At 53.7% G+C, this 20,211-nt stretch carries 21 protein-coding genes and 1 pseudogene; 13 read left to right on the top strand and 9 right to left on the bottom strand.

What is annotated here, in order from left to right:
• From LKE08_RS27405 to LKE08_RS27425, 5 genes and pseudogenes are all read right to left on the bottom strand, one after another.
• A pseudogene (locus LKE08_RS27405) lies at positions 1 to 486 on the bottom strand (hypothetical protein); the annotation flags it as partial.
• A gap of 600 nt (positions 487 to 1,086) precedes the next feature.
• Positions 1,087 to 1,893, bottom strand: a complete 807-nt coding sequence (locus LKE08_RS27410; RefSeq protein WP_324707474.1) for a DUF928 domain-containing protein — start codon at positions 1,891 to 1,893, stop codon at positions 1,087 to 1,089.
• A 194-nt stretch (positions 1,894 to 2,087) separates the two neighbouring features.
• A complete protein-coding gene (locus LKE08_RS27415; protein ID WP_324707475.1) occupies positions 2,088 to 2,267 on the bottom strand; it encodes a hypothetical protein in 180 nt (59 codons plus the stop codon).
• A gap of 216 nt (positions 2,268 to 2,483) precedes the next feature.
• Positions 2,484 to 2,660 carry a hypothetical protein gene (locus LKE08_RS27420; RefSeq protein ID WP_324707476.1) on the bottom strand — a complete coding sequence of 59 codons (177 nt, stop codon included), beginning with the start codon at positions 2,658 to 2,660 and terminating at the stop codon, positions 2,484 to 2,486.
• A gap of 47 nt (positions 2,661 to 2,707) precedes the next feature.
• Positions 2,708 to 2,878, bottom strand: coding sequence for a hypothetical protein (locus tag LKE08_RS27425; protein WP_324707477.1), 171 nt, complete (start codon positions 2,876 to 2,878; stop codon positions 2,708 to 2,710).
• A gap of 181 nt (positions 2,879 to 3,059) precedes the next feature.
• Between LKE08_RS27425 and LKE08_RS27430 the strand changes: the two genes are divergently transcribed.
• The 3 genes from LKE08_RS27430 (at position 3,060) to LKE08_RS27440 (ending at position 5,809) form a co-directional block, all read left to right on the top strand.
• Complete coding sequence (locus LKE08_RS27430) at positions 3,060 to 4,316, top strand: FAD-dependent hydroxylase (protein WP_324707478.1); 1,257 nt, start codon at positions 3,060 to 3,062, stop codon at positions 4,314 to 4,316.
• 16 nt (positions 4,317 to 4,332) lie between these two features.
• Positions 4,333 to 5,349 carry an ABC transporter substrate-binding protein gene (locus LKE08_RS27435; RefSeq protein ID WP_324707479.1) on the top strand — a complete coding sequence of 339 codons (1,017 nt, stop codon included), beginning with the start codon at positions 4,333 to 4,335 and terminating at the stop codon, positions 5,347 to 5,349.
• Positions 5,350 to 5,455: 106 nt separating this feature from the next.
• A complete protein-coding gene (locus tag LKE08_RS27440) occupies positions 5,456 to 5,809 on the top strand; it encodes a DUF6464 family protein (RefSeq protein WP_324707480.1) in 354 nt (117 codons plus the stop codon).
• Between the two features lie 13 nt (positions 5,810 to 5,822).
• Here the strand turns inward: LKE08_RS27440 and LKE08_RS27445 are convergent, their stop codons facing one another.
• Complete coding sequence (locus LKE08_RS27445) at positions 5,823 to 7,781, bottom strand: ABC transporter ATP-binding protein/permease (RefSeq protein ID WP_324707481.1); 1,959 nt, start codon at positions 7,779 to 7,781, stop codon at positions 5,823 to 5,825.
• A 439-nt stretch (positions 7,782 to 8,220) separates the two neighbouring features.
• On the opposite strand from LKE08_RS27445, the gene LKE08_RS27450 reads away from it, so the two are divergent.
• The 8 genes from LKE08_RS27450 to LKE08_RS27485 all read left to right on the top strand — a co-directional run bounded on the left by LKE08_RS27450 (position 8,221) and on the right by LKE08_RS27485 (position 15,642).
• The gene (locus LKE08_RS27450; RefSeq protein WP_324707482.1) at positions 8,221 to 8,541 is read left to right on the top strand and encodes a 2Fe-2S iron-sulfur cluster-binding protein; all 321 of its coding nucleotides are present in this window, start codon (positions 8,221 to 8,223) and stop codon (positions 8,539 to 8,541) included.
• Positions 8,542 to 8,661: 120 nt separating this feature from the next.
• The gene (locus LKE08_RS27455; protein WP_324707483.1) at positions 8,662 to 8,859 is read left to right on the top strand and encodes a hypothetical protein; all 198 of its coding nucleotides are present in this window, start codon (positions 8,662 to 8,664) and stop codon (positions 8,857 to 8,859) included.
• On the top strand, positions 8,856 to 9,911 hold the full coding sequence (locus LKE08_RS27460; protein ID WP_324707484.1) for a DUF3326 domain-containing protein: 1,056 nt from the start codon (positions 8,856 to 8,858) through the stop codon (positions 9,909 to 9,911). The genes LKE08_RS27455 and LKE08_RS27460 overlap by 4 nt, the downstream gene beginning before the upstream one ends.
• 115 nt (positions 9,912 to 10,026) lie before the next feature.
• The gene (locus LKE08_RS27465) at positions 10,027 to 10,617 is read left to right on the top strand and encodes a CPBP family intramembrane glutamic endopeptidase (protein ID WP_324707485.1); all 591 of its coding nucleotides are present in this window, start codon (positions 10,027 to 10,029) and stop codon (positions 10,615 to 10,617) included.
• Positions 10,618 to 10,714: 97 nt separating this feature from the next.
• Positions 10,715 to 11,641, top strand: a complete 927-nt coding sequence (locus LKE08_RS27470) for a hypothetical protein (RefSeq protein ID WP_324707486.1) — start codon at positions 10,715 to 10,717, stop codon at positions 11,639 to 11,641.
• A 262-nt stretch (positions 11,642 to 11,903) separates the two neighbouring features.
• Positions 11,904 to 13,076, top strand: a complete 1,173-nt coding sequence (locus tag LKE08_RS27475) for a hypothetical protein (RefSeq protein ID WP_324707487.1) — start codon at positions 11,904 to 11,906, stop codon at positions 13,074 to 13,076.
• Between the two features lie 8 nt (positions 13,077 to 13,084).
• The gene (locus LKE08_RS27480) at positions 13,085 to 14,089 is read left to right on the top strand and encodes a hypothetical protein (RefSeq protein WP_324707488.1); all 1,005 of its coding nucleotides are present in this window, start codon (positions 13,085 to 13,087) and stop codon (positions 14,087 to 14,089) included.
• 38 nt (positions 14,090 to 14,127) lie between these two features.
• Positions 14,128 to 15,642 (top strand): EcsC family protein, encoded by a 1,515-nt coding sequence (locus LKE08_RS27485; RefSeq protein ID WP_324707489.1) that lies wholly within the window; start codon positions 14,128 to 14,130, stop codon positions 15,640 to 15,642.
• Positions 15,643 to 15,940: 298 nt separating this feature from the next.
• On the opposite strand, the gene LKE08_RS27490 is transcribed toward LKE08_RS27485, so the two are convergent.
• Positions 15,941 to 16,900 carry a calcium-binding protein gene (locus LKE08_RS27490; protein ID WP_324707490.1) on the bottom strand — a complete coding sequence of 320 codons (960 nt, stop codon included), beginning with the start codon at positions 16,898 to 16,900 and terminating at the stop codon, positions 15,941 to 15,943.
• 39 nt (positions 16,901 to 16,939) lie between these two features.
• Here LKE08_RS27490 and LKE08_RS27495 point away from each other — a divergent pair, with 39 nt between their 5' ends.
• Complete coding sequence (locus LKE08_RS27495) at positions 16,940 to 17,074, top strand: hypothetical protein (protein ID WP_324707491.1); 135 nt, start codon at positions 16,940 to 16,942, stop codon at positions 17,072 to 17,074.
• A gap of 106 nt (positions 17,075 to 17,180) precedes the next feature.
• Here LKE08_RS27495 and LKE08_RS27500 read toward each other — a convergent pair whose 3' ends face one another.
• Both LKE08_RS27500 and LKE08_RS27505 read right to left on the bottom strand, forming a co-directional pair.
• Positions 17,181 to 18,335: an AI-2E family transporter gene (locus LKE08_RS27500; protein WP_324707492.1), complete on the bottom strand. Its 1,155-nt coding sequence runs from the start codon at positions 18,333 to 18,335 to the stop codon at positions 17,181 to 17,183.
• Positions 18,336 to 18,492: 157 nt separating this feature from the next.
• The gene (locus LKE08_RS27505; protein ID WP_324707493.1) at positions 18,493 to 19,248 is read right to left on the bottom strand and encodes a choice-of-anchor W domain-containing protein; all 756 of its coding nucleotides are present in this window, start codon (positions 19,246 to 19,248) and stop codon (positions 18,493 to 18,495) included.
• Positions 19,249 to 19,895: 647 nt separating this feature from the next.
• Between LKE08_RS27505 and remA the strand changes: the two genes are divergently transcribed.
• Positions 19,896 to 20,162 (top strand): extracellular matrix/biofilm regulator RemA, encoded by a 267-nt coding sequence (gene remA / locus LKE08_RS27510; RefSeq protein WP_324707494.1) that lies wholly within the window; start codon positions 19,896 to 19,898, stop codon positions 20,160 to 20,162.
• Positions 20,163 to 20,211 lie beyond the last annotated feature (49 nt).

Below are 20,211 nucleotides of genomic sequence, written 5' to 3' on the forward strand. Positions count from 1 at the left end.
ATTGCCGGTTTGCACGTCCCAGGCTTCGGGGGCGTCGATGTCCGCGTCGGGGGTGCCCCCGGTCTGTCCGGTGTTGTGCAGTCCCCACAGTTGGGAAAATTCCGGGTCGTTGGGGATGGTGGAATTGATGTTGACGATGTAGTTGGGTTCGATATATTCGATCGCCGGGTGGTTTTCGTAGGCGGCGATGGCACTTTCGACACCGCCCTCAATTTGCCACAGTTGAATGCCCAAATTTTGGGTGGTTTCGACCACTTCTCCACCCAGATCGTTGAGAATGTCGTTGCGATCGCCGGAATCGGCATCGGACTTGAATTTGACGATCACTTGATTCCGGGCATATTCGGCGACCTCCGGGGGGGTTTCGCTTTCGGCTATCCCATCGCCGGGATGGTCGCGGTGGCGCTCGGTGGTGTCGGAATCTGATGCGGTGCGAAGTGTTTCAAATTCGGATGTTTCCAAAATATCCTTGTCTAAAGAATCCATACCATTCTCCTTTGTCTCTGTAACTCCAGATTTTGCAGCCATTTTTTTCGCCCATTTCCGCCCATAATTTTCTGGAAATTTGTGTGAATTATTTGTGGGCGATCGGGAGAAAAATATCTTTCCATTAATTGACTATTCGGGAAGTATTGACTGTTTAAATCTCCCCAAAATTGTCCGTTTGTTTCGTACAAGTGGCGGCATAAAATCGTTCAGTTGGAATTTCTGGAAACGACTTATTGCCGGTAGATGCAGAGTTCTAATATCACCAGAATAATCCCAAATCAGTGGATTGCACAGTCACAGTTTTGCAGTAGCATAAACGTGCTACAGCGGGGGGATTGTGGCGATCGCCGATATTGCAACCGCCATCCCCGATAGCGGGTCGCCACGGCACGACGAGAGTCGGTCAGGAGCGGACTGAATTCCCAAACCCATGACGGGTGCGAACGTGACGCGAACTGACCGCCATACAAAGAAATGCCGGAACCCAGATTTAGGGAGCCATAAAAAAAGAGCGTCGGCCCATTGATGGATGCGATCGCCCCCTGCTGCTATCGATTTGTTATTTTGACGTGACAATTTCAACAAACCCGCACGGTATCAGTCGTCTTCTTCCACAAAACAACACTCGACGATCGGTTCGGCGGCGATGTCGGCGAGTTCCACATCCGAGAGCAAACTGTTCCAATCGGCGACGAGGGTAGTATCGCCGGGATTGCTGCGGTTGAGATCGGCGAGGATGGTGAGGGTATCGTACCAGAAACCGTGCTCGGCATAGGCGATCGCCCGTTCCCTGGCAGTCGTCGCCGCTTCGAGAGCCCGTTTCAGGTCGGATGGAACCTCTCGGCGGATAATACCGCCCGCGATCGTCGCATTGGGCTGGCCGCCGAGATCCGTCGCCATCGGATCGATACAATAGAGATCCAAAGACCAATCGTAAGTTTTTCCCACTTCCAATTCCGGGACATCCACAGGCAGAGAAATGCCGATCACCCCCGGCAAAGTAGTCGGGGCTTCGATCATTTTTTCGTAGACGATCGCCACCGAACCCTGTTCGTGAATCTCCATCAACGTAAAATTCAACGTATCGAATTCTTCCTCGCCGTAAGGAATCGAGAACCAAAACGTCGGGCGTCCCGCGTCGGTCAATCCGAGATGGGAGGGCGGCATCAGAGGCGAAACTTCTTTGGCTGAAATCTTGCAGCTTCCCCGGGTGGCGGTATCCGTGTGTCCTTCGGTCGGGCGCCCCTCCCCCGTCAGATCCGGGGCATTAAAACGGATGGGGTCGAGCCGGGAATCGGCGTTCGGGGTGGAAGTGAACCGCGTGTCCTGGGCGACGATGGGGTTGCCGACGGTGCCGAGCACAAAGCCCGCCATCAGAAAAATAGTCAATCCAAAACGCTTCATTATGATTTCCCCCTTTCTTCGTGTCAACCTCTACAAAATTGATGGTTTCCCGTCCGGAGTTTCGGACTCGCGATCGGTGCGCTGTCGCGGGCAGTTTCACACTCTTGTTAAGCTACCACGCTTTTGAATGCCCGACCGACATTCGGGACAGCGGACATCGACCCATTCTCACGGAAATGGGGCGATCGCGACGATCACCGATCGCAGGGGTCATAACTGATAAAAATGACCGGATTTGAGATGACGAAAACCTGGGGTGAAAATAAATACTCTCCATAATCGGCCAGATCGTCGAGTCCCAACAAATTGAGGAGAATTTCGGCTGCAATCCAGACGGTCACTTCCAGGATTTTTTTGAGGATTGACTTTTTCATCTCTGCACGGCCGGGGTTGCCGACGTCGTTCCACTGTTGTTATAGGAAAGGCAGCCGGGGATTATGTAGGGGGGCGAAATTGAAAGCGGGGGCGCGATCGCGCCCCCGGAAATATCACCAAATGTTTGATTGAAAAGTGTCGCTTTCGACCCGACACCTGCCCCGGCGACAATTTAAGTCAGGCCGCGGCTGCATAGATGGGAGGTTCGGCGGGTTCTAATGCCGCCGGTGGGGAAATTGTCGGTCATTCCGGCGATCGCCGGGATTTGACCACAAATAGCTGCTGGTGTCGGTTTGTTGGCCGGGGCGGCCCTGTCCGGTCAGGTCGGGACGAGCCTTGGCGGACGGTTCGATACCTTTGGGATTATGGTTGCGATCGGTGTTAGATTCCATTGGGTTTCTCCTTCAGATGCAGATGGGGGTCAGAGGTGCGGCGGGTTTTAATGTCGCCGGTGGGGAAATTGTCGGTCATCCCGGCGATCGCCGGGATTTGACCACAAATAGCTGCTGGTGTCGGTTTGTTGGCCGGGGCGGCCCCGTCCGGTCAGATCCGGGCGGGCCTTGGGGGGTTGTCCGAATCCTTTGAAGTTACGATCGCTTTTGGATGTCATCGGGTTTCTCCTTCGGGTGTAGATAGCGGTGAGTGTGCGGGGGGTTTGACCCCTCATTTGGCAATTAGGAGGCCCGGGGTGGAGTTATGCAGCGAGAGGCCCTGCGAATTTTCGGCTTCGGTGTCACAATTATGATCGATCGAATTTCTGAAAACGGATTTATTATCCTTTCTATCCATCCATGTCAGAGCGGCAATTACAAGCAACATCTTCAATCGGAGTCCGGCCCGATCGCCAATTCGATTGCGACGTGGCGATCGTCGGCGGCGGCATCGTGGGGGCAACTCTCGCCTGCGGTTTGAAAGATTCAGGGCTGCGGGTCGCCCTCGTCGAACCGCAACCGAAAGCGATGGCGGCGAACCGACGGCAGGCCTACGCCCTGACGTTGCAGACGGGGCGCATCCTGGACGGAATCGGGGTTTGGGGCGGCATCGTACCCAAAATTACGACCTTTTACCAGATCAGCCTCAGCGACGGCGACCATCCCGGCGTGGTGGAGTTCCGCCCGCAGGATTTGGGCACCGAGGCGTTGGGCTACGTCGGGGAACATTCGGTCATCCTGACGGCGATGCACGAGTTTCTCGACGGGTGCGACAACGTCCGCTGGCTGTGTCCGGGAAAAATGCTCGAAGCCCGTTATCGCGACAATTGCGCCGAACTCGAGATCGAAATGGACGGGGAAATTCGGACGCTCCGCACCCGGGTGGTGGTCGCCGCCGACGGGTCGAAATCCCAACTTCGCCAAGCCGCCGGCATCGGCACCCACGGCTGGAAATACTGGCAGTCCTGCGTCGCGTTTACCATCCAAACCGAAAAGCACCACGACAACGTTGCCTTCGAGCGATTTTGGCCCACCGGACCGATGGGGGTGCTGCCGCTGCCGGGAAATCGCTGCCAGGTGGTGCTCACGGCGCCCCACGCCCAGGCCCGGGAGTTGCAGGCGATGGACGAGGCGGAATTTTTGAAATTGCTCGAATATCGCACCGGGGGGCTGTTGGGGCGGTTGCAACTGCTCGGCGATCGCGCCGTTTTTCCGGTACAGTTGATGCAGAGCGATCGCTACGTTAATCCCCGGTTAGCGTTGGTGGGTGACGCGGCCCACTGCTGCCACCCCGTCGGGGGCCAGGGTTTGAACATGGGAATCCGGGACGCCGGGGCGATCGCCGAAATCCTGCAGACGGCTTTCCAAGCGGGGGAAGACATCGGCGACCTCCGGGTTCTGAAGCGATACGAACGCTGGCGACAGCGGGAAAATCTGGTGGTTCTCGGTTTGACGGATTTTCTGGATCGGACGTTTTCCGGGAGTTGGTTGCCGAAAGTCGTCGTCCGCCGCTGGGGGTTGTGGGGATTGCGAAAGGTGCGATCGTTCCGCCATCTGGCATTGCGACTGATGACGGGGTTGATGGGGCGCCCGCCAAAAATTGCCCGTTCTCAATAAGTTAAAATTTTGACTGATGAAACGTCGCCATTTTCTTTACATTGCCGGTTGTTTGGGACTCTCCGGATTGGCGGAGAGTCGGAGAATTCAGCCCGCTTTTGCCGGCATCGAGTCTCCTTTCAACCCCGAAAAGATTGTCATGCAGTTGGACTGGAAATATAACGTCCAATTTGCGGGAGTGTTGTTGGCGGACTATTACGATCTGTACCAAAAACAGGGGTTGGCGGTGGAAATTCGCCCTGGGAAACCGGGGGTTTCCGCGACCGATCGCGTGGTGGCAGACCCGCGGACGATCGCCTGTGCGGAACAGGATGTTATTTTGAAGGCCCAGGCTTCGGGAAAGCCGATTGTGGCGATCGCTGCGATGTTTCAGAACTCGCCGCTGGGGTTGATGTCGATGCCGGACCGCCACATCCGCCGCCTGCGGGATTTGATCGGCGGGCGGGTGGGGATGCACGGGGCAACGGCCGAGGTGATGAAATGGGCGATGGACTGCAGCCACATCGAACCCGGGCAGATCGAAATTGTCCCGGTTTCTGAGGATGAAAAATACGATCGCCTCCGGAGTGGGGATTTGGATGCCGTGCAATGTTATGCGGTGGACGAACCCATCGGATTTGCCGCGCGAACGGGCATCGCGCCCGACGTTTTGAAATTCGGCGATTACGGCTACGATACCTATGTCCAGGTGATTTTTGCCCACGAAAAACTGCTGGAAACGGAACCGGAAACCGTGCGACGATTTTTGCAGGCTACATTTTCGGGGTGGAAAATGGCGTTTCAAGACCGGATAGAAGCGGCGAAAATTATCGTCGATTATTATGCAGAACCGGGCGGAAAATATCACAATTTGGACTACCAAATTCGGTCTTTAGAACGAGTTGAACCCTATGTTTTGGGCGACTTGAACCCCGATGATTTGGGAGAAATCGACGGCGATCGCTGGCAAAGTGTGGCCGATCAATTAGCCGCCTATCATATCATTGACCGAATACCGGCGCTCTCGAAATCATTGAATCGTAGCTTTTTATAGCGATCGCACCACCCGGACGGGCGATCGTTCCGTGACTTGTCCGAATTTGGATGGGGGCGATTAAATGGGATAAAATTTGATTGGTGTTTCATCTTGGGGAAGATTAATGGAGCCAGATTCGTTGCCCACCGAAGTGATCGTGACCCACCCGCGCAAGTCCCTCGGAAATGTGTCGTTTGATTGGATGCCCCAACCCGGCCATTATTTGGATCTAAAGGGTCAAACTTACACCGTTTTGGAGCGGCGTCACCGCTACCACTTAAAATCCGGCCGTTATCGCCTGTCGAAAATTTCTCTCTACGTCAAGTCCGCAGAGCGGCCCGACGAGAAAAGCCTCGTCAACGGACATTGGGTGATCGGCGACGCCAGTTGTCGCTTCAACGCGCGATCGGAACTCGTCCGCTGCGCCGTCAATCCGGCCGGTCCGTGCGAGAACTGTCGCTTTTACGAGTCGGAATAGCCGGAGTTTGGCGCTATGCAAATGAGCTGACGTCGGCTTCGTATTCTTCCGCGGCAAGCAGGCGCCACTTTTCGGCTCCCATCAACTCCAAAACTTGGTGGTGGTATCGCAACAAACTCATGCGGTGTCCGACGCTGACGTAGGTGGTTTCCATCTCGTTGAGCTTCCGATAGAGCAATTCCTCATTTTTGATGTCGAGGGCGCTCGTCGCCTCGTCGAGGATGGCGTAGCGGGGTCGGGCAATCAACAGACGCCCGAAGGCGAGGCGCTGCTGTTCGCCGAGGGACAAAATATTCGCCCAATCTCGTTCGATATCGAAGCCGCCGACGCGATCGGGGAGGTCGGTGAGATTCACCAATTTTAGCACCTCCCGCAATTCTTTTTCATCGACCTGACGGTTGGCGTGGGGGTATAATAACTGTTCTCGCAACGTTCCCAAAATCATGTAGGGACGCTGGGGGAGGAACAGCATTTCGCTCAGTTCGGGGCGCACCAAAACCCCGGTTCCCGACCGCCACAATCCGGCGATCGCCCGCAATAACGAACTTTTGCCGACGCCACTTTGTCCGACGATCAATAGCCCCCGACTCGGTTTCAATTGCAGGGATAAATCCCGAACCAATGTCTTTTGATAATTGGGGGTTTCCAGGGTGAGATGTTGGAGGGCGAGGGGGGAATCAATCTTCATGTCGATGCGATCGCCCGACTTGTCGCGATCGCCCTTCTCCAACACTTCCGAGAACCCGGACAGACGGTTGATTCCCGCTGCAAATGCACTCAGGGGCTCAATTTGACTGACGACGACTGAAAACGCCCCCAAAACTTGACCGAAGGCAAAATTGGCTTGGGTAATATCCCCATATTGGATCTCTCCGGCGAAATAAATCGGAGCCATGATCAGCGATGGCAAAATAATCACGAGGTAGCGATAGCCTGTGGTGAAAAAATCCACATTTCGTTGCCAGCCGATCAGCAAGTTAAAGTTGTTAAATGCCGCCAGAAATCGCTGTCCAATTTGTCGATTCTCGCGTTCCTCTCCCTGGTAAAAGGCGATGGATTCGGCATTGTCTCGAACGTGAACCAAACCGTAACGAAAATCCGCTTCCTTTCTCAGTTGGTTGAAATTCAGGGGGATCAGTCTCCGTCCCAATACGACCGTTATGGCCGTTCCGAAAACGGCGTAAACGAGGAGAAAAACCGATAGTTGTTTGGAGATTGACCACAGAATCCCGGTAAATGAAATAACATCAATCACTGCCCCCAACAGGATCAGCAAAAACCGCAGACTCGTAATGGTGAAGGCTTTAATATCTTCAGAAATTCGCTGGTCGGGGTTATCGACGGACTTTTCGGCGTCGATTTGATAGTAAGAGCGATCGCTAAAATAGTCATCTAAAAAGCGACCCGTCAGCCACTTTCGCCAAAAGTTACCCATGCGATCGCGGGTATAACCGTACAGAACGACAATGGGCGTTCCCACGACAAACACCCCGGCATAAACATAGAGAAATCGCCAAAATTGATCTTCATTTCTCTCCGCCAAAGCCGTCGTGAAAAAGTTGCCGACATAGCTGATAATCACATTCAATCCGCTGACCGAAATTGAAATAAACAGGAGGACGCTCAAAAACACCCACGGTTTCCATCGGTCTGAGAGTTGATTGCGACAGGCGTAAAATCCCAGAATTGGGATGATGAGCATCAGAATCACGACGATCATATAGGGGGAGTTAATCACTGCCTGCACAGCTCCCAACAAACCGGGCGCGATACCGTTAAAAAATTCGGGAAATAATAACTGACTTCCTAATGTGACAGCCGCCACCAATACGAAGGCTACCGCAAATAAGAAAATCAGCAACAGTAGCATTAGCAATAAAAAGGTTTTACCACCGTTGGGGACAAGGGGATAAAAAAACGGTTGGGCGATCGCGAGAAATCGTCTCCAAAGTTGACTATCAAATCGATTCATGTGTTCGGTTCGGACCTAATTTCCGTAGCTTGACAGCGAAAAAATGGGGCGAAAATGCCCGGGTGAGCGTGAGAATGGTGGCGCAATCGAGGGGATCGAGGGTCAAATCTGCCGGGCCGATCGCTTTGCTTCGGGGTATCGGAAGCGATCGGCAAGTTGCCGACGAACCGCCTGCGGGAATCCGCTGGCGGGCAACGTCCCGAAGCACTTCGGCCGTCTTGTCAGTATAGCTGAGATCTCCGTCCATCAGAAAACCCCTGGGACGCGACGGCCCAGAAATTCGAGAACAGCCACCCTGACAAACTTTTCACCAGTGTAGCTCGGAAAATCGGGACGGGTTTGCCATTTGATTCGGAGGCGATCGCAAAAATCCGGCCCGCCTCTCCGGTAAACTATAAAGTTATCGAATCGAAATTATCGAACGCTCGCGAACAATACCATGTCCAACACCTACAAGGTGGAGATCCACCACCAAGGCCAAACCCACCAGCTCGAAGTCCCCGCCGATCGCTTCATCCTGGAAGTGGCGGAGGAAGCCGGACTCGACCTCCCCAATTCCTGCAACGCCGGAGTCTGCACCACCTGCGCGGGTAAACTGATTTCGGGGGAAGTCGATCAGAGCGAAGGAATGGGCGTGAGTCCCGAATTGCAGGCGGAAGGATATGTCCTGCTGTGCGTGGCCCGCCCCCTTTCCGATATCGTCGTCGAAACTGAAAAAGAGAACGAAGTTTACGATCGCCAATTCGGACAAACCGCCTAAAATTGACGAATATCGATATATAGCGGTTTTCGAGCGGATGAGATCCGAACGATCCCCCTAAATCCCCCTTAACAAGGGGGACTTTGACCTGAGAAACGCCAGAGAAATAGACGAAATCCGATGACACACCACTTTATCACCGCCGAAATCGACCTGCAAGAATCGCCGAAAGCATTAAATCAGGCGATCGCCGAGGAATTGGAAACCCGGGGCGAACCCCTGCGCTGGGCCGTTACCCGGGTCGATCCCGACAAAAACACCGCCCACGTCGAAGCGGTCGTCACCACCGGCGAAAGCGATCGCCCCGTGCAAAAATGACCGCCCGACCCTACACCGCCGTCCTGATCGTCCCCACCGGAGTCGGGGCCGATATCGGGGGCTACGCGGGGGACGCCCTGCCCGTCGCCCGCGCCCTTTCCGGGGTCTGCGATACCTTAATCACCCATCCCAACGTCCTCAACGGCGCCGGGTTGTACTGGCCCCTACCCAACGCCCTCTACGTCGAGGGTTACGCTCTCGATCGCTTTGCGGCGGGAAATTGGGGCCTACAACCCGTCCACGGCAACCGGGTGGGGTTGCTGCTCGATCGCGCGATCGAACCGGAACTGCGACTGCGGCATCTGCAAGCCGCCGACGCCGCCCGGGCCACTTTGGGCATCGCCATGACGGATTACGCCCTCACCGACGCCCCCCTGAACGTGGAACTGAGAACCGCCCCGTCCGGGGCATCCTGGGGCACCATCGGCAACCCAGACAGCCTGCTGCGGGGGGCGCAACAATTGATCGACAAAGCCGGGGCCGAAGCGATCGCGGTGGTGGCCCGGTTCCCCGACGACGAGGGCAGCGACGCCCTCACCCAGTACCGCCACGGACAGGGGGTCGATCCCCTGGCGGGGGCGGAAGCCATCATCAGCCATTTAATTGTCCGCACGTTCAAAATTCCCTGCGCCCACGCCCCGGCCCTCTCGCCCCTCCCCCTCGACCCGGATCTGTCCCCGCGATCGGCGGCGGAGGAGATCGGCCACACCTTTCTCCCCTGCGTCCTGGCGGGGTTGAGCCGCGCCCCCCGATATGCGGACAAACCGGGGGCGGATGCCATTTGGGGGGATGCGGTGGATGCGGTGGTGGTTCCAGAAACCGCCTGCGGGGGTTCTGCGATTCTCAGTTTTGCCGGGACTGCCACGAAAATTATCACCGTGGCGGAGAACGGAACCCGCATGGAAACGCCACCGGACGCCATCGGCATCAAGGCGATCTCGGCGCGATCGTATCTGGAGGCGATCGGCATTTTGGCAGCCCTGCGGCAGGGGATCGACCCCGACAACCTGCGCCCCCAGATCCATTCCCTGAACCGACTCTACACTCCCTAAATCATCTCTTTGGGATAGGAATTAAGCGGGTCGGGGGTTAAGATAGTTAGGAGTTGTAGATTTTAACTGAACTGGCTAAAGCGACACGGCACTGCACATTCAAACGGCGAATATCGTGGAAAAAAGTCCCAACAATCCGGAATTGGAACCCTTCACCCGCACTCAGGTTTTGGTCGCGATGGGGGGAACGGCTCTCCTGTTGCTGATCGTTGCCAAACTGATATTATTTGTCGGTGATATTGCCATCCTCCCCGTCAAATTGACGGGACTCGGGCTGTTGCAGGGGTTGGCGATCGGATTGGGCATCACAGGAGCCAGCGCGATCCTGTACCGCCTTTGGCCGGCTTACAGTCGCAGCGCCGACATTTATTTAAAATTGGTACTCACGCCGCTATTGTGGGTGGATTTAATTTGGTTGGGACTTCTCCCCGGCTTGAGCGAAGAACTGTTATTTCGGGGGGCAATTTTTGCCGCGATCGGCCTCAATCCCGTGGGGATAATCGTGTCGAGCATCTGCTTCGGTTTGCTCCACTTCAGCGGCTCCCAACAGTGGCCCTACATCGTCTGGGCGACGGTGGTGGGCGCCCTGCTCGGGTACAGCGCCCTGGTGACGGGAAACCTTTTGGTTCCGATCGTCGCCCACATCTTCACCAACTTAATTTCCGGCTGTCTTTGGAAGTTGAAATATATCGGCGGGATGGAATAATCAAAAGTCTCGCCCCCAAACCCCCAAAATTTTTGAGAACAATCAGTTTCATCAATCCCTCTCCTTGTTAGAGATCAACTCAGCATTCAATCTCTCTGTGTCCTCTGTGTCTCTGTGGTTCAAATCTCCACCCAAAAAACTTCCGAAAAAGATGCGATCGCCCGTCAATTTAACCCATTACAAAACCCAATCGGAAGACACCAGCATCGATGCCGAATTGATGCAATTTTCGCGATCGCGCCAATTCACCGCTGGTCAAAAACTTGCCTTTCTCCAACGCATCATCCGACGGGGTATAAAATTAGTCTGCTGGGGAATTCAGCAACAATGCCCGAATTGCGACAATTTAACCTTCAAACAATTGTACGTCCGCAAACGTTGGGGAGAACTGTTTCAAACTTACGCCAACAATAACTTGTTGGGTGAAAGGGGGCAATTGATGATAGAAGATCCGATCGCGATCGCCTATAAAATCATCGACAAACTCGATCTCTTAAATATCCCCTACTATATCGGCGGTTCCGTCGCCAGTTCGCTGCAAGGAGAAGCCAGATTCACCGAAGATATTGATTTGGTCATCTACCTCGAATCCTCTCAGGTCGAAATCTTCATCCAAACATTCGGAGCGGATTTTTATGTCAGTGATGTAGCCGTAAGAGATGCGATATCCGGTCGAATCGGTTCATTTAACCTGATTGATTTAAACTCCCTCGAAAAAGCCGATATTTTCATCTCCAGAACCGACGATTTTTCCACATCAAAAATGAGCCGCCGTCAATTGTACGTCCCCGAAGACAATCCGGACAAAGCCTTTTACCTTTGCACTCCAGAAGATACCATTTTACAAAAGCTGGCATGGATGAAAATTGCCCAAAATGAATCCCAGAAACAATGGCGAGATATATTGGGTGTAATCAAAATACAACGGGAACGCCTCGACCTGGACTACCTTTGGCAATGGTCAGAATATCTCAACGTTTCCGACCCTCTCAATCGAGCCCTCCAGGAATCCGGTATGATGTAATTCAATACTACGGCAATTTTCAATACGCCGGTTGACTCAAAGTCCCCCTTGTCAAGGGGGATTTAGGGGGATCTGACCGTATCGCAGCAGATAGACAACTGCTATAGAATTCCCCCTCCGTGTCCTCCGTGCCTCTGCGGTTCAAATTTTTCAGAGACTTCGGATAATATCGATACATCCCAAAACCTGAAAATTCCGTAAATCCACGGATGGCGGGGAGAGAGTTAAATTATATGCTGGAATTAACATTGCAATTCCGGCCATGAAAGACAAAATCGACGCCATTCTAAATGGATTGATCCCCAGCATCACCCAAAACGTTTCCACCGCCGCCCAAACGGTGCGGGACGGAACCAAAACCATGATAACACCCGGAGCCGGTTTGATCAACAAAGGCGACGGGAATATCAGCCAAAATCCCCAGGCGTTCGGGTTCGCCTTCGAGCACTTGCAGGCGATCGGTTTTAACATTAACGCCGCCCTCCACAATTCCGACTCTCGCGCCTATCAAATCCCCGCCGACGGAACCACAAAATACAGCCCCGATATCTACGTCGATAAAGTCGGAGAAGTCATCGCCGAAATTCAAGCCAAAGCGGGTTCCGCCAAATACGTCGAAAAACAGGCGAACTCCGGCCACTACCGGGGCGACATTCTCACCAATGTCGAAAATCAAGGCATCGCCGGAACCGTCGTTGTTATCGATGTCGATGGGATTAAAAGTATCCCCGTCTCCCAAGATGTCGCCGTTTGGGTCGCCGAAAACCCCAATCTCGCCGCAGAAATCATGAATGCCGCCGCCACCGTCGGAGAAATTGGTGGCGCGGGGGTGGAAGGTGCGGCTGTCAACGCCAGCATCAATATTTTACTGCAATCGATCAAAGTATTGGGGGCGTATTGCCGGGGAGAACAGGAACTCGCCCGGGAAGAATTGGATAAAATTTTATCCGTCACCATCGCAGGTTTGAAAAGTGGCTTCATTCGCGGTGTCGCCATCAAAGTGCTACAAAAGTTGATGGGGGGAAACGCCGTCGCAGCCCTCGGATTTACCGTCGGGGTCGAAGTTTTTCCCGTGGTTATTCAGGTTTTGCAGGATGAAATAACCCTCGATCGCGCGATCGCCGAAGTGGGACCCCGTGCCTTCACATCCGGCGTGATTACGACCGCCGTGCTGCTGTTTCCCCCCGTCGGAGCCGCACTGTTGGGGGTATCGGTTTTACAAGCAATTTGGCAGGAAATCGATCCGAAGTGGAAAAAATTCGTCGTCACCACGGCCAAAACCACCGTCAAAGCCTCTCAAAAGGGCGTGGAAGCGGGGGCAAAACACATCGGCCGCAACCCCTGGGATCTGTTGGGAAGTTCGGCGGCATCTTCGGCGGCATCGGCCGAGGAAATGCAGGGTTTGCAGGATGAACTGGATTTACTTTTGGATTAAAAAAGACCATGAAAAAATTTGAACTCGGACAAATCGTCAAACAAAATCGGGGCGCGATCGCACATTATGCCGTCGTCATTGCAGAAAATCGCACGGTCGGCTGGGTGAATACGTCCAAATTGGAAGTGAAACCCATCGAGGGGGAAGGCTGGAGTGTCGTCAACATTCGGGGCGAAGTCTTCGATATTGAAACCATCAAAAAAAATATCAAATCCTTCAAAATGTCTCTGGAAAATGGAGATATCCGCCCCTATCACGCCACGGAATTCAACTGCGAACATTGGGCGACATTGATGGTGACGGGAAAAGCCTATTCTACCCAGTCCGGGACCGTCAAATTTGCCACTCCCACCATCGTCGGCGGCGCCATGATCGGGGTGGGGGCTTCGGCCGGGACGGTGGTGACGATCGCATCCACGTTGGGGGCCGCAGCTTCGACGGGGACGGCGATCGGTTCCCTGAGTGGGGCGGCGGCGACCAATGCGGCTTTGGCTTGGCTGGGGGGCGGATCTCTGGCTGCCGGCGGCGGTGGAATGGCGGCGGGGGCGGCGATCGTTTCTGCGGTGTCCACCGGGGGGGCCGTGGTGGCGATCGCGGGTGTGGGAATTATCGGAAAACAGGTGTGGGAAAACCTCGGCGAAGAACAGCGTCAAGCCGTTATTGAAAAGATCGATAACTCCACACCCGACCAAGTGAAAGTCGCCTACGGAGTGACGATGGAAACCGCCGCGGGGGTGTTTGATGTGGCGTCCGGCTGGCTGGGAGAGGGGACTTCTAAACTTGCCAAAGCCGTCAATGTCGCCACTCCCGAACCCGTGAAAAAGGCGTGCGATCGAATTGCCGAAGCCGGAACCAATGCGGGTCAAGCGGTCGGAAAACAGGTCAATTCTGCGATGAGTGCGACCTGGAAATTGGGCGGAAATGTGACATCGGAAGCCGGAAAGCATCTCGGAAATACGGCAAATACCGTCAATTCGATGTTCAAAGGCTGGACGAAAAAAACGGGCGACTAAAAACTGACTTTGCTACCCCAATCAATAGGAGTCTATTCATGGTCAATACTCAATCCAAATCGGCAACCGTCAAAGAACTGGTTCGACAGGGCAATCCCAAGGCGATCGCGGCGGTGTTGAATCGCAAACTGAATCCCAAAGGAGTCAACGCGAAAGCGTCCTTTAAAGCGGGTTGCCTGCAAATCATGTTCGAGGCGAGTAAAGTTCCGCCCCAAGCCGTTTTGGTGGAATGGCTCAAACGGGGTTTCTCAACTTTCCCGGAAACCCCGATCGAGACGGTCAAAATTTATGGCAAAAAAACCGGAGATGATTTCCCCGCTTGGCAAGAGAAGTTTGACTTGGAGGATTTAGAACCGACCGCCGATATGATCGACGAGGATACCTCAGAAAATTCGGCGATCGCACCCCAGAATAAAAAGCGATTCTCGTTTAATTCTTGGTTCGATTCGGTGGCTGAAATCGCTACCAATGCGGGTGATTCCGTGAAATCCGGTGTCACCAACACGACCAATACAGTCGGAAGTTTGGCAACTCAAACCAGTCAAAATATTGGAAATACGGCATCGGGTTTTGGAAGTGCGATCGCGGGGGGTGTCCAATCGGGTACAAAAATAGTCGGAAGTTTGGCAAATCAAACCGGTCAAAATATTGGAAATACGGTGGCGAGTGTCGGCGGCGCGATCGTCGGAGGTGTCAAATTCGGTACGGAAACATTTAAAAACTTTCTTATTGAAATTGTCGATCAGGTTGATCTGGTCAAAGCAGAAACCGAAGTGAACCGCCTAAAAGAACAATATCCGGACGATAAACCCGCAGAAATTGCCCATCGGTTGATGTTACAAAAAGCGGTTTATGTCGGAGGTTCGGGACTGGCAACCAGTTTGGTTCCGGGAGCGGTGGCCGCATTGTTCGCGGTCGATATCGCAGCCACGACAGCATTGCAGGCAGAAATGGTTTATCAAATCGCCTGTGCCTACGGTTTTGACCTACACGATCCCGCCAGAAAAAGTGAAGTTTTGCTAATTTTTGGATTGGCAACTGGTGGGGGACAAGCGGTTAAAATTGGAGTAAAATTTTTACGAAATATTCCTCTGGCTGGAGCCGTTGTCGGCGCGAGTACCAATGCATTGATTCTGTATGCCTTGGGACACGCTTCTTGCCGATTTTACGAATCAAAAATTAATTCTGAAACGACGCAAGAAACCCTCGAATCTACAGCCGAGGAAAGTCGAGAGTATCTTCAATCTGCCATCAATCAAGAATCGATTATGGATCAAATTTTGGTTCATATGATTTTGGCGGGAAATCCCGATCGCGACTGGGAAACGATTTTACCGGAATTGGAAGCCGCCAATCTGAGTCCCGCCTCTCTGGAAGCGATCGCCCAAACCATCGATTCTCCCCCTCCCCTGGAAACCCTCCTCGCCCAAATTGACGGCGATTTTGCGATCGCACTTTTGGCCCAGTGCCAGAAAATCGCCTCACTCGATGGCATCGTCACCCCGGAGGAAGAGGCGGTGTTAAAACAGATCGAAGAGATCCTGAAAAATTAATGCCAGATGGGGGAATTCGTTGTGCTAGGCTCGACATCAAAGAAGAGAGCTTTTATTTAACCGTTCCCCCATTCTCCGTTTCTTCCTGACGATCGCGAATCATCGAGTCAGTATGGCGATCGCATCCCTGGTGAAGAAGCATCTACCTCGACCTCTCTCGTCTGTTGACATCCATCTGTAAGGGCGAAAAATTTTTCGCCCCTCTTTGATCGGTCATAGTGTCGCCATCAGTACAAGACAGGAAACAGATGAAATAGATACTCGCAGGCCTGATTGAATGTCTGACCTAAATCATCTATTAATCAAAGTCAGCGAAGGAAATAGCATCTGCATCAACACCCAGTAACAGAGCAACGCGAGAGCCATTCGCCGTGATTAACGTATTTTGTCCGCGCTGGCTAATCGACAAATCATTGAATTCCAAACTACCGGAGAGCCTCAACTCGTCAATCCCGTCGCGGAAGTCACGAATCACATCATTTCCTCTGATTTGCAACACAAACGTATCTCGTCCGCCTCCACCAATCAGAACATCACGCCCATTGCCCCCAATCAGGTCATCGTCGCCAGCACCGCCATTCAATCGGTCATTGCCTGCCCCACCATACAGATCGTCGTCGCCAGCACCGCCAATCAATTGGTCATTGCCTGCCCCACCATACAGATCGTCGTCGCCAGTATTCCCAACAAGCCGATCGCGACCGGCATCGCCATACAGGTCATCACTCCCTGCACGACCAATGAGGACATCATTACCATCGAGTCCCCGTAAAACATCATCACGGTTCGTCCCCGTCAGGCGATCGCGACCAGCAGTTCCCTGACGGCTCAATTCGGGGAGGGGGAGCTCAGGGAGCTCAGGGAGTTCAGGGAGTTCAGGGAGCTCAGGGAGCGGAACAGCTATGGGAGAGTCATCGATCGAGACGGCATCAAATTCACCACCTTCAAATTCACCCGTAACGTTAATTTCGTTACCGACGGAGAGATTTCGGCGGGTATTGTCACCAAATACACCCCAAGAATCGACCGTCAACACGCGATCGCCTGTATTGAGCATGAATCCATCTTCAAAAACTCGTGTGACCGTCCCGCTAAACGTTTGCTGACTTTGGCCGATTCTAGTCGTCAGAGTTTGTGTCACGATTCGATACCTCTCTAAAAATTCACAGTCGGGTTTAACGTATCTGAGTGCTATCAAATCTGTTTGGTAGCGCCTTGATTGATACAATAAAAGACGATTATGACGAGAAGATGACATGAGGAATGTGGCAAATGATCGCTTGACCGGCGGTTTTGAATGGGGTTACTGATTGCGATGATTGGGGCGATCGCCCAAACCATCGATTCTCCCCCTCCCCTGGAAACCCTCCTCGCCCAAATTGACGGCGATTTCGCGATCGCCCTTTTGGCTCAATGCCAGAAAATCGCCTGACTCGATGGCATCGTCACCCCGGAGGAAGAGGCGGTGTTAAAACAGATCGAAGATACCCTCAAAAACTAATATCAAATTTGGGCGCCGTGCCTTGCGCCCCGACAATTTAATCCTGGGTTGCCAATTGTGGCGATTCTTCCGATCCTTCTTCCGGCGTTATCTGCGCTTTTTGGCGGACCGAACGCACCGCGTCGATCGCCTCCCGAATCACCACCGCCGTCGGCACCGCCACCACAATTCCCAGCAGTCCCCCCACTCTCGCCCCCGCCAACAGGGCGATCAGCACCCAAAATGGATTCAACCCCGTCACGCTTCCCAACACCCGCGGCGCGAGGCCGTTTTCGATGATCTGCTGCACGACGACGGAGGCCAAAATCACCTGGACGGCGATGCCGATATCCCGCAAAGCGACCAAAAATGTCACCAAAATAATTCCCACCGTCCCCCCCAGGGGAACCAACGCCATCAAACCGATGGTGAAACCGAATAACAGACCGAAGGGCACTTTTAAGATCGCAAAAATCGACATCAATGCAGCCGCCATGCAGGTGGCGACGATCAATTGTCCGATAAAATAGTTTTGGAAACTGCGGCGCAGGGTGGCGGAAAACGGAGTTTGAATGCGGGTGGGAAGCCAACTGACCAAACTTTCCCAAACTTCCCGGCTGTGCTGCATCAAATATAACGTTAAAATGACCGTCAATAAGATATCGACCAGGGTGCTGGCGGTGAAGACGGCGACGCCCAACGTCAGATTTAAAACCTTGCCCGCGATCAGTTGCAACTGCATTTTGAGGCGATCGCCAATTTGAGTGGCAACCCCGTCAAAACTGATCGGCCAACCCCACTCCTCGATGCGTTCATCCAAGATCAGTAGTTGATGTCTTCCCGAGTCGAACCATTCCGGCAAACGGGCCAACAATTGCTGGGCTTGGGCGATGACGGGGGGCAACAGGGTGACACCGAGGACGAGAACGGCCAGGACGGCGATCAAAAATACCAAAATCGAGGCCGGCGCCCGCGGCAGTCCCCGGCGTTCCAGCCAATTGACGGGGTAGCTGAGTAAAAATGCCAGCAGCGACGCGATGACAATGGTGACGAGGAGCGATCGAAAGTAACTGAAAATTGTCGAGAACGCCCAAAAATTCAAGACCAACAGGGGAGCGGCGAGGCCGATCAAAAGTGTTTTGGAGGTGGTGCTGAAGCCGTCCCACCAACTAGCCCATCGGTTTTTTGATGTCGATTCACCCGAACGATTCATAGAATGGCTACGATGAACGCCTTTAATTTGTTAGTCTACTATCAATTTTGACGCTGGATTGATTTTTGCCCACGCCGGTGAATCTCGATTGAAAGCAGTGGGGGCGATTCGCTTTCTCGCCCCCACATCCGATCGGCCCAGTTTTTGCGATCGCCGCTCAACGGTTGCGGCGGCGCAGGCGGGTCATGGCCAGGGCGCCGACCCCCAAACCGATCGCCAGGGTGGGTTCGGGGACGGGTTGCGTTTCCAAATTCACCACTTTAATTTGGTAAGCCAGGGCTGACTTGAGGCGGTTTTGTTCCCCTTCCCAACTCATAGTGCTGCGGCCCGTGAGGGTGAAGGGTTCGGTCACATCGCCAATCCACAGGTAGTCCGCGCCCCATCCGTCGGTGGGATTGTCCACGGCGGAGCGATCGCCCACGGCCACGCCGTCCAGGAACAGGTTGTCCACCACCATGCTCATCCCCACATCGGCTCGGGTGCGGATGAAAATATCGGAAAACGGAGCGGTAAAGCTGTTGGAAACGGAGGTTAACGGATTATTATCGAGGTCGAATAGGCTGTAGATCCAGTTATCGCCGTCATTCTCCAATTTAAAATTGTAGGATGCCCCATTTTCCCAGGCGAAATTGGTCTGATTTTGACCGGTCAGGCCCGCGCCGCTGTGGTCGAAAATCTTGAATTCTTTTTCAGCCGCGCCGCCCAGGTCGCCGAACCGACTTTCCGCCACGAAGGCGGTATCGGGGGCGGAGTTGCCCTCCGGAAACAGGTCGTTGTACATCCAGTCGGCGCCGTAGGTGCCATCCATCGAGGTCAAGTGACCTCTGAGGGTGAAGGCCGAGGCGGCTTGGGGAGCGGCGATCGCGGCTAGGGTCGCCACGGCAAGACTGAAGAGTGATTTGTGAGTGAGCATCGGAATCTCCTTTCGGTGTCGCTCGGTCTGCCCAAAGCCGGAACACGCGAGCGCTTTTTTGTGACTTCATTTTGTTTCTTAATTCCATTCAAACATCGAACCCATATGGTCGCCATAACAAATGGTAAGGTGCGACAAATTTTTACAAAAATTTCGACCTTTATAAAGAAGTCTTTAAAAGTGGCGTGACGCCGATCACAACCATCGCGGGGCGCGAAAACTCCAAAACCTCGATTCCGTGGCGATCGGCGGCGGTCAACCGCCCCCGTCGGGAGATTTCGGGATTTTCGGACGTCCGAACTGTTCGTCGGGTTGCCAGAGCAACCGGAAGCGAGTGTATTGACAGTTCGGCGAGGAGAAACCCCCTTGAAACCCCGATTTCAAGGGGGTTTCAGTGGCCCACTCCCCATTCCCCAGGAAGGGGAGAGCGGGGGAAACGGACGCTCGCCCTCGGCCCACACCGGGCGACTCGATCCCTATATCTGTCCAAAGATAGAGTTTTTTGAGGGAAAATGGAGTTAAAGTAATCAAACTTGGCTTTAAAACTTTTCCTTTTGAGGCTTGGGATGATTTAACTCCCTCAGATTCTTTCTAGCATACAATGAAAGGTGATCGAACCCGATCGAATCCAATTGGTCAGTCTTTTTATGGATATTCAGCTCATTAACATTGGTTTTGGTAATATTGTCTCTGCAAACCGCGTTGTTGCGATCGTCAGTCCGGAGTCGGCGCCCATCAAGCGTATCATTACAGATGCGCGCGATCGGGGACAACTCATTGATGCGACCTACGGACGCCGCACCCGAGCCGTGATCGTCACAGATTCGAGCCACATCATCCTCTCGGCTATCCAGCCCGAGACGGTGGCCCACCGATTCGTGATCCACAAAAATGGTGCCGCCCGCGAAATTTGAAGGTTTGGGAGAGTCCCCGCAGCCGTCCGAACTGAATTGATCGACGTAT

Source organism: Lyngbya sp. CCY1209, assembly GCF_035615495.1.
Classification (GTDB): Bacteria; Cyanobacteriota; Cyanobacteriia; order Cyanobacteriales; family Microcoleaceae; genus Limnospira.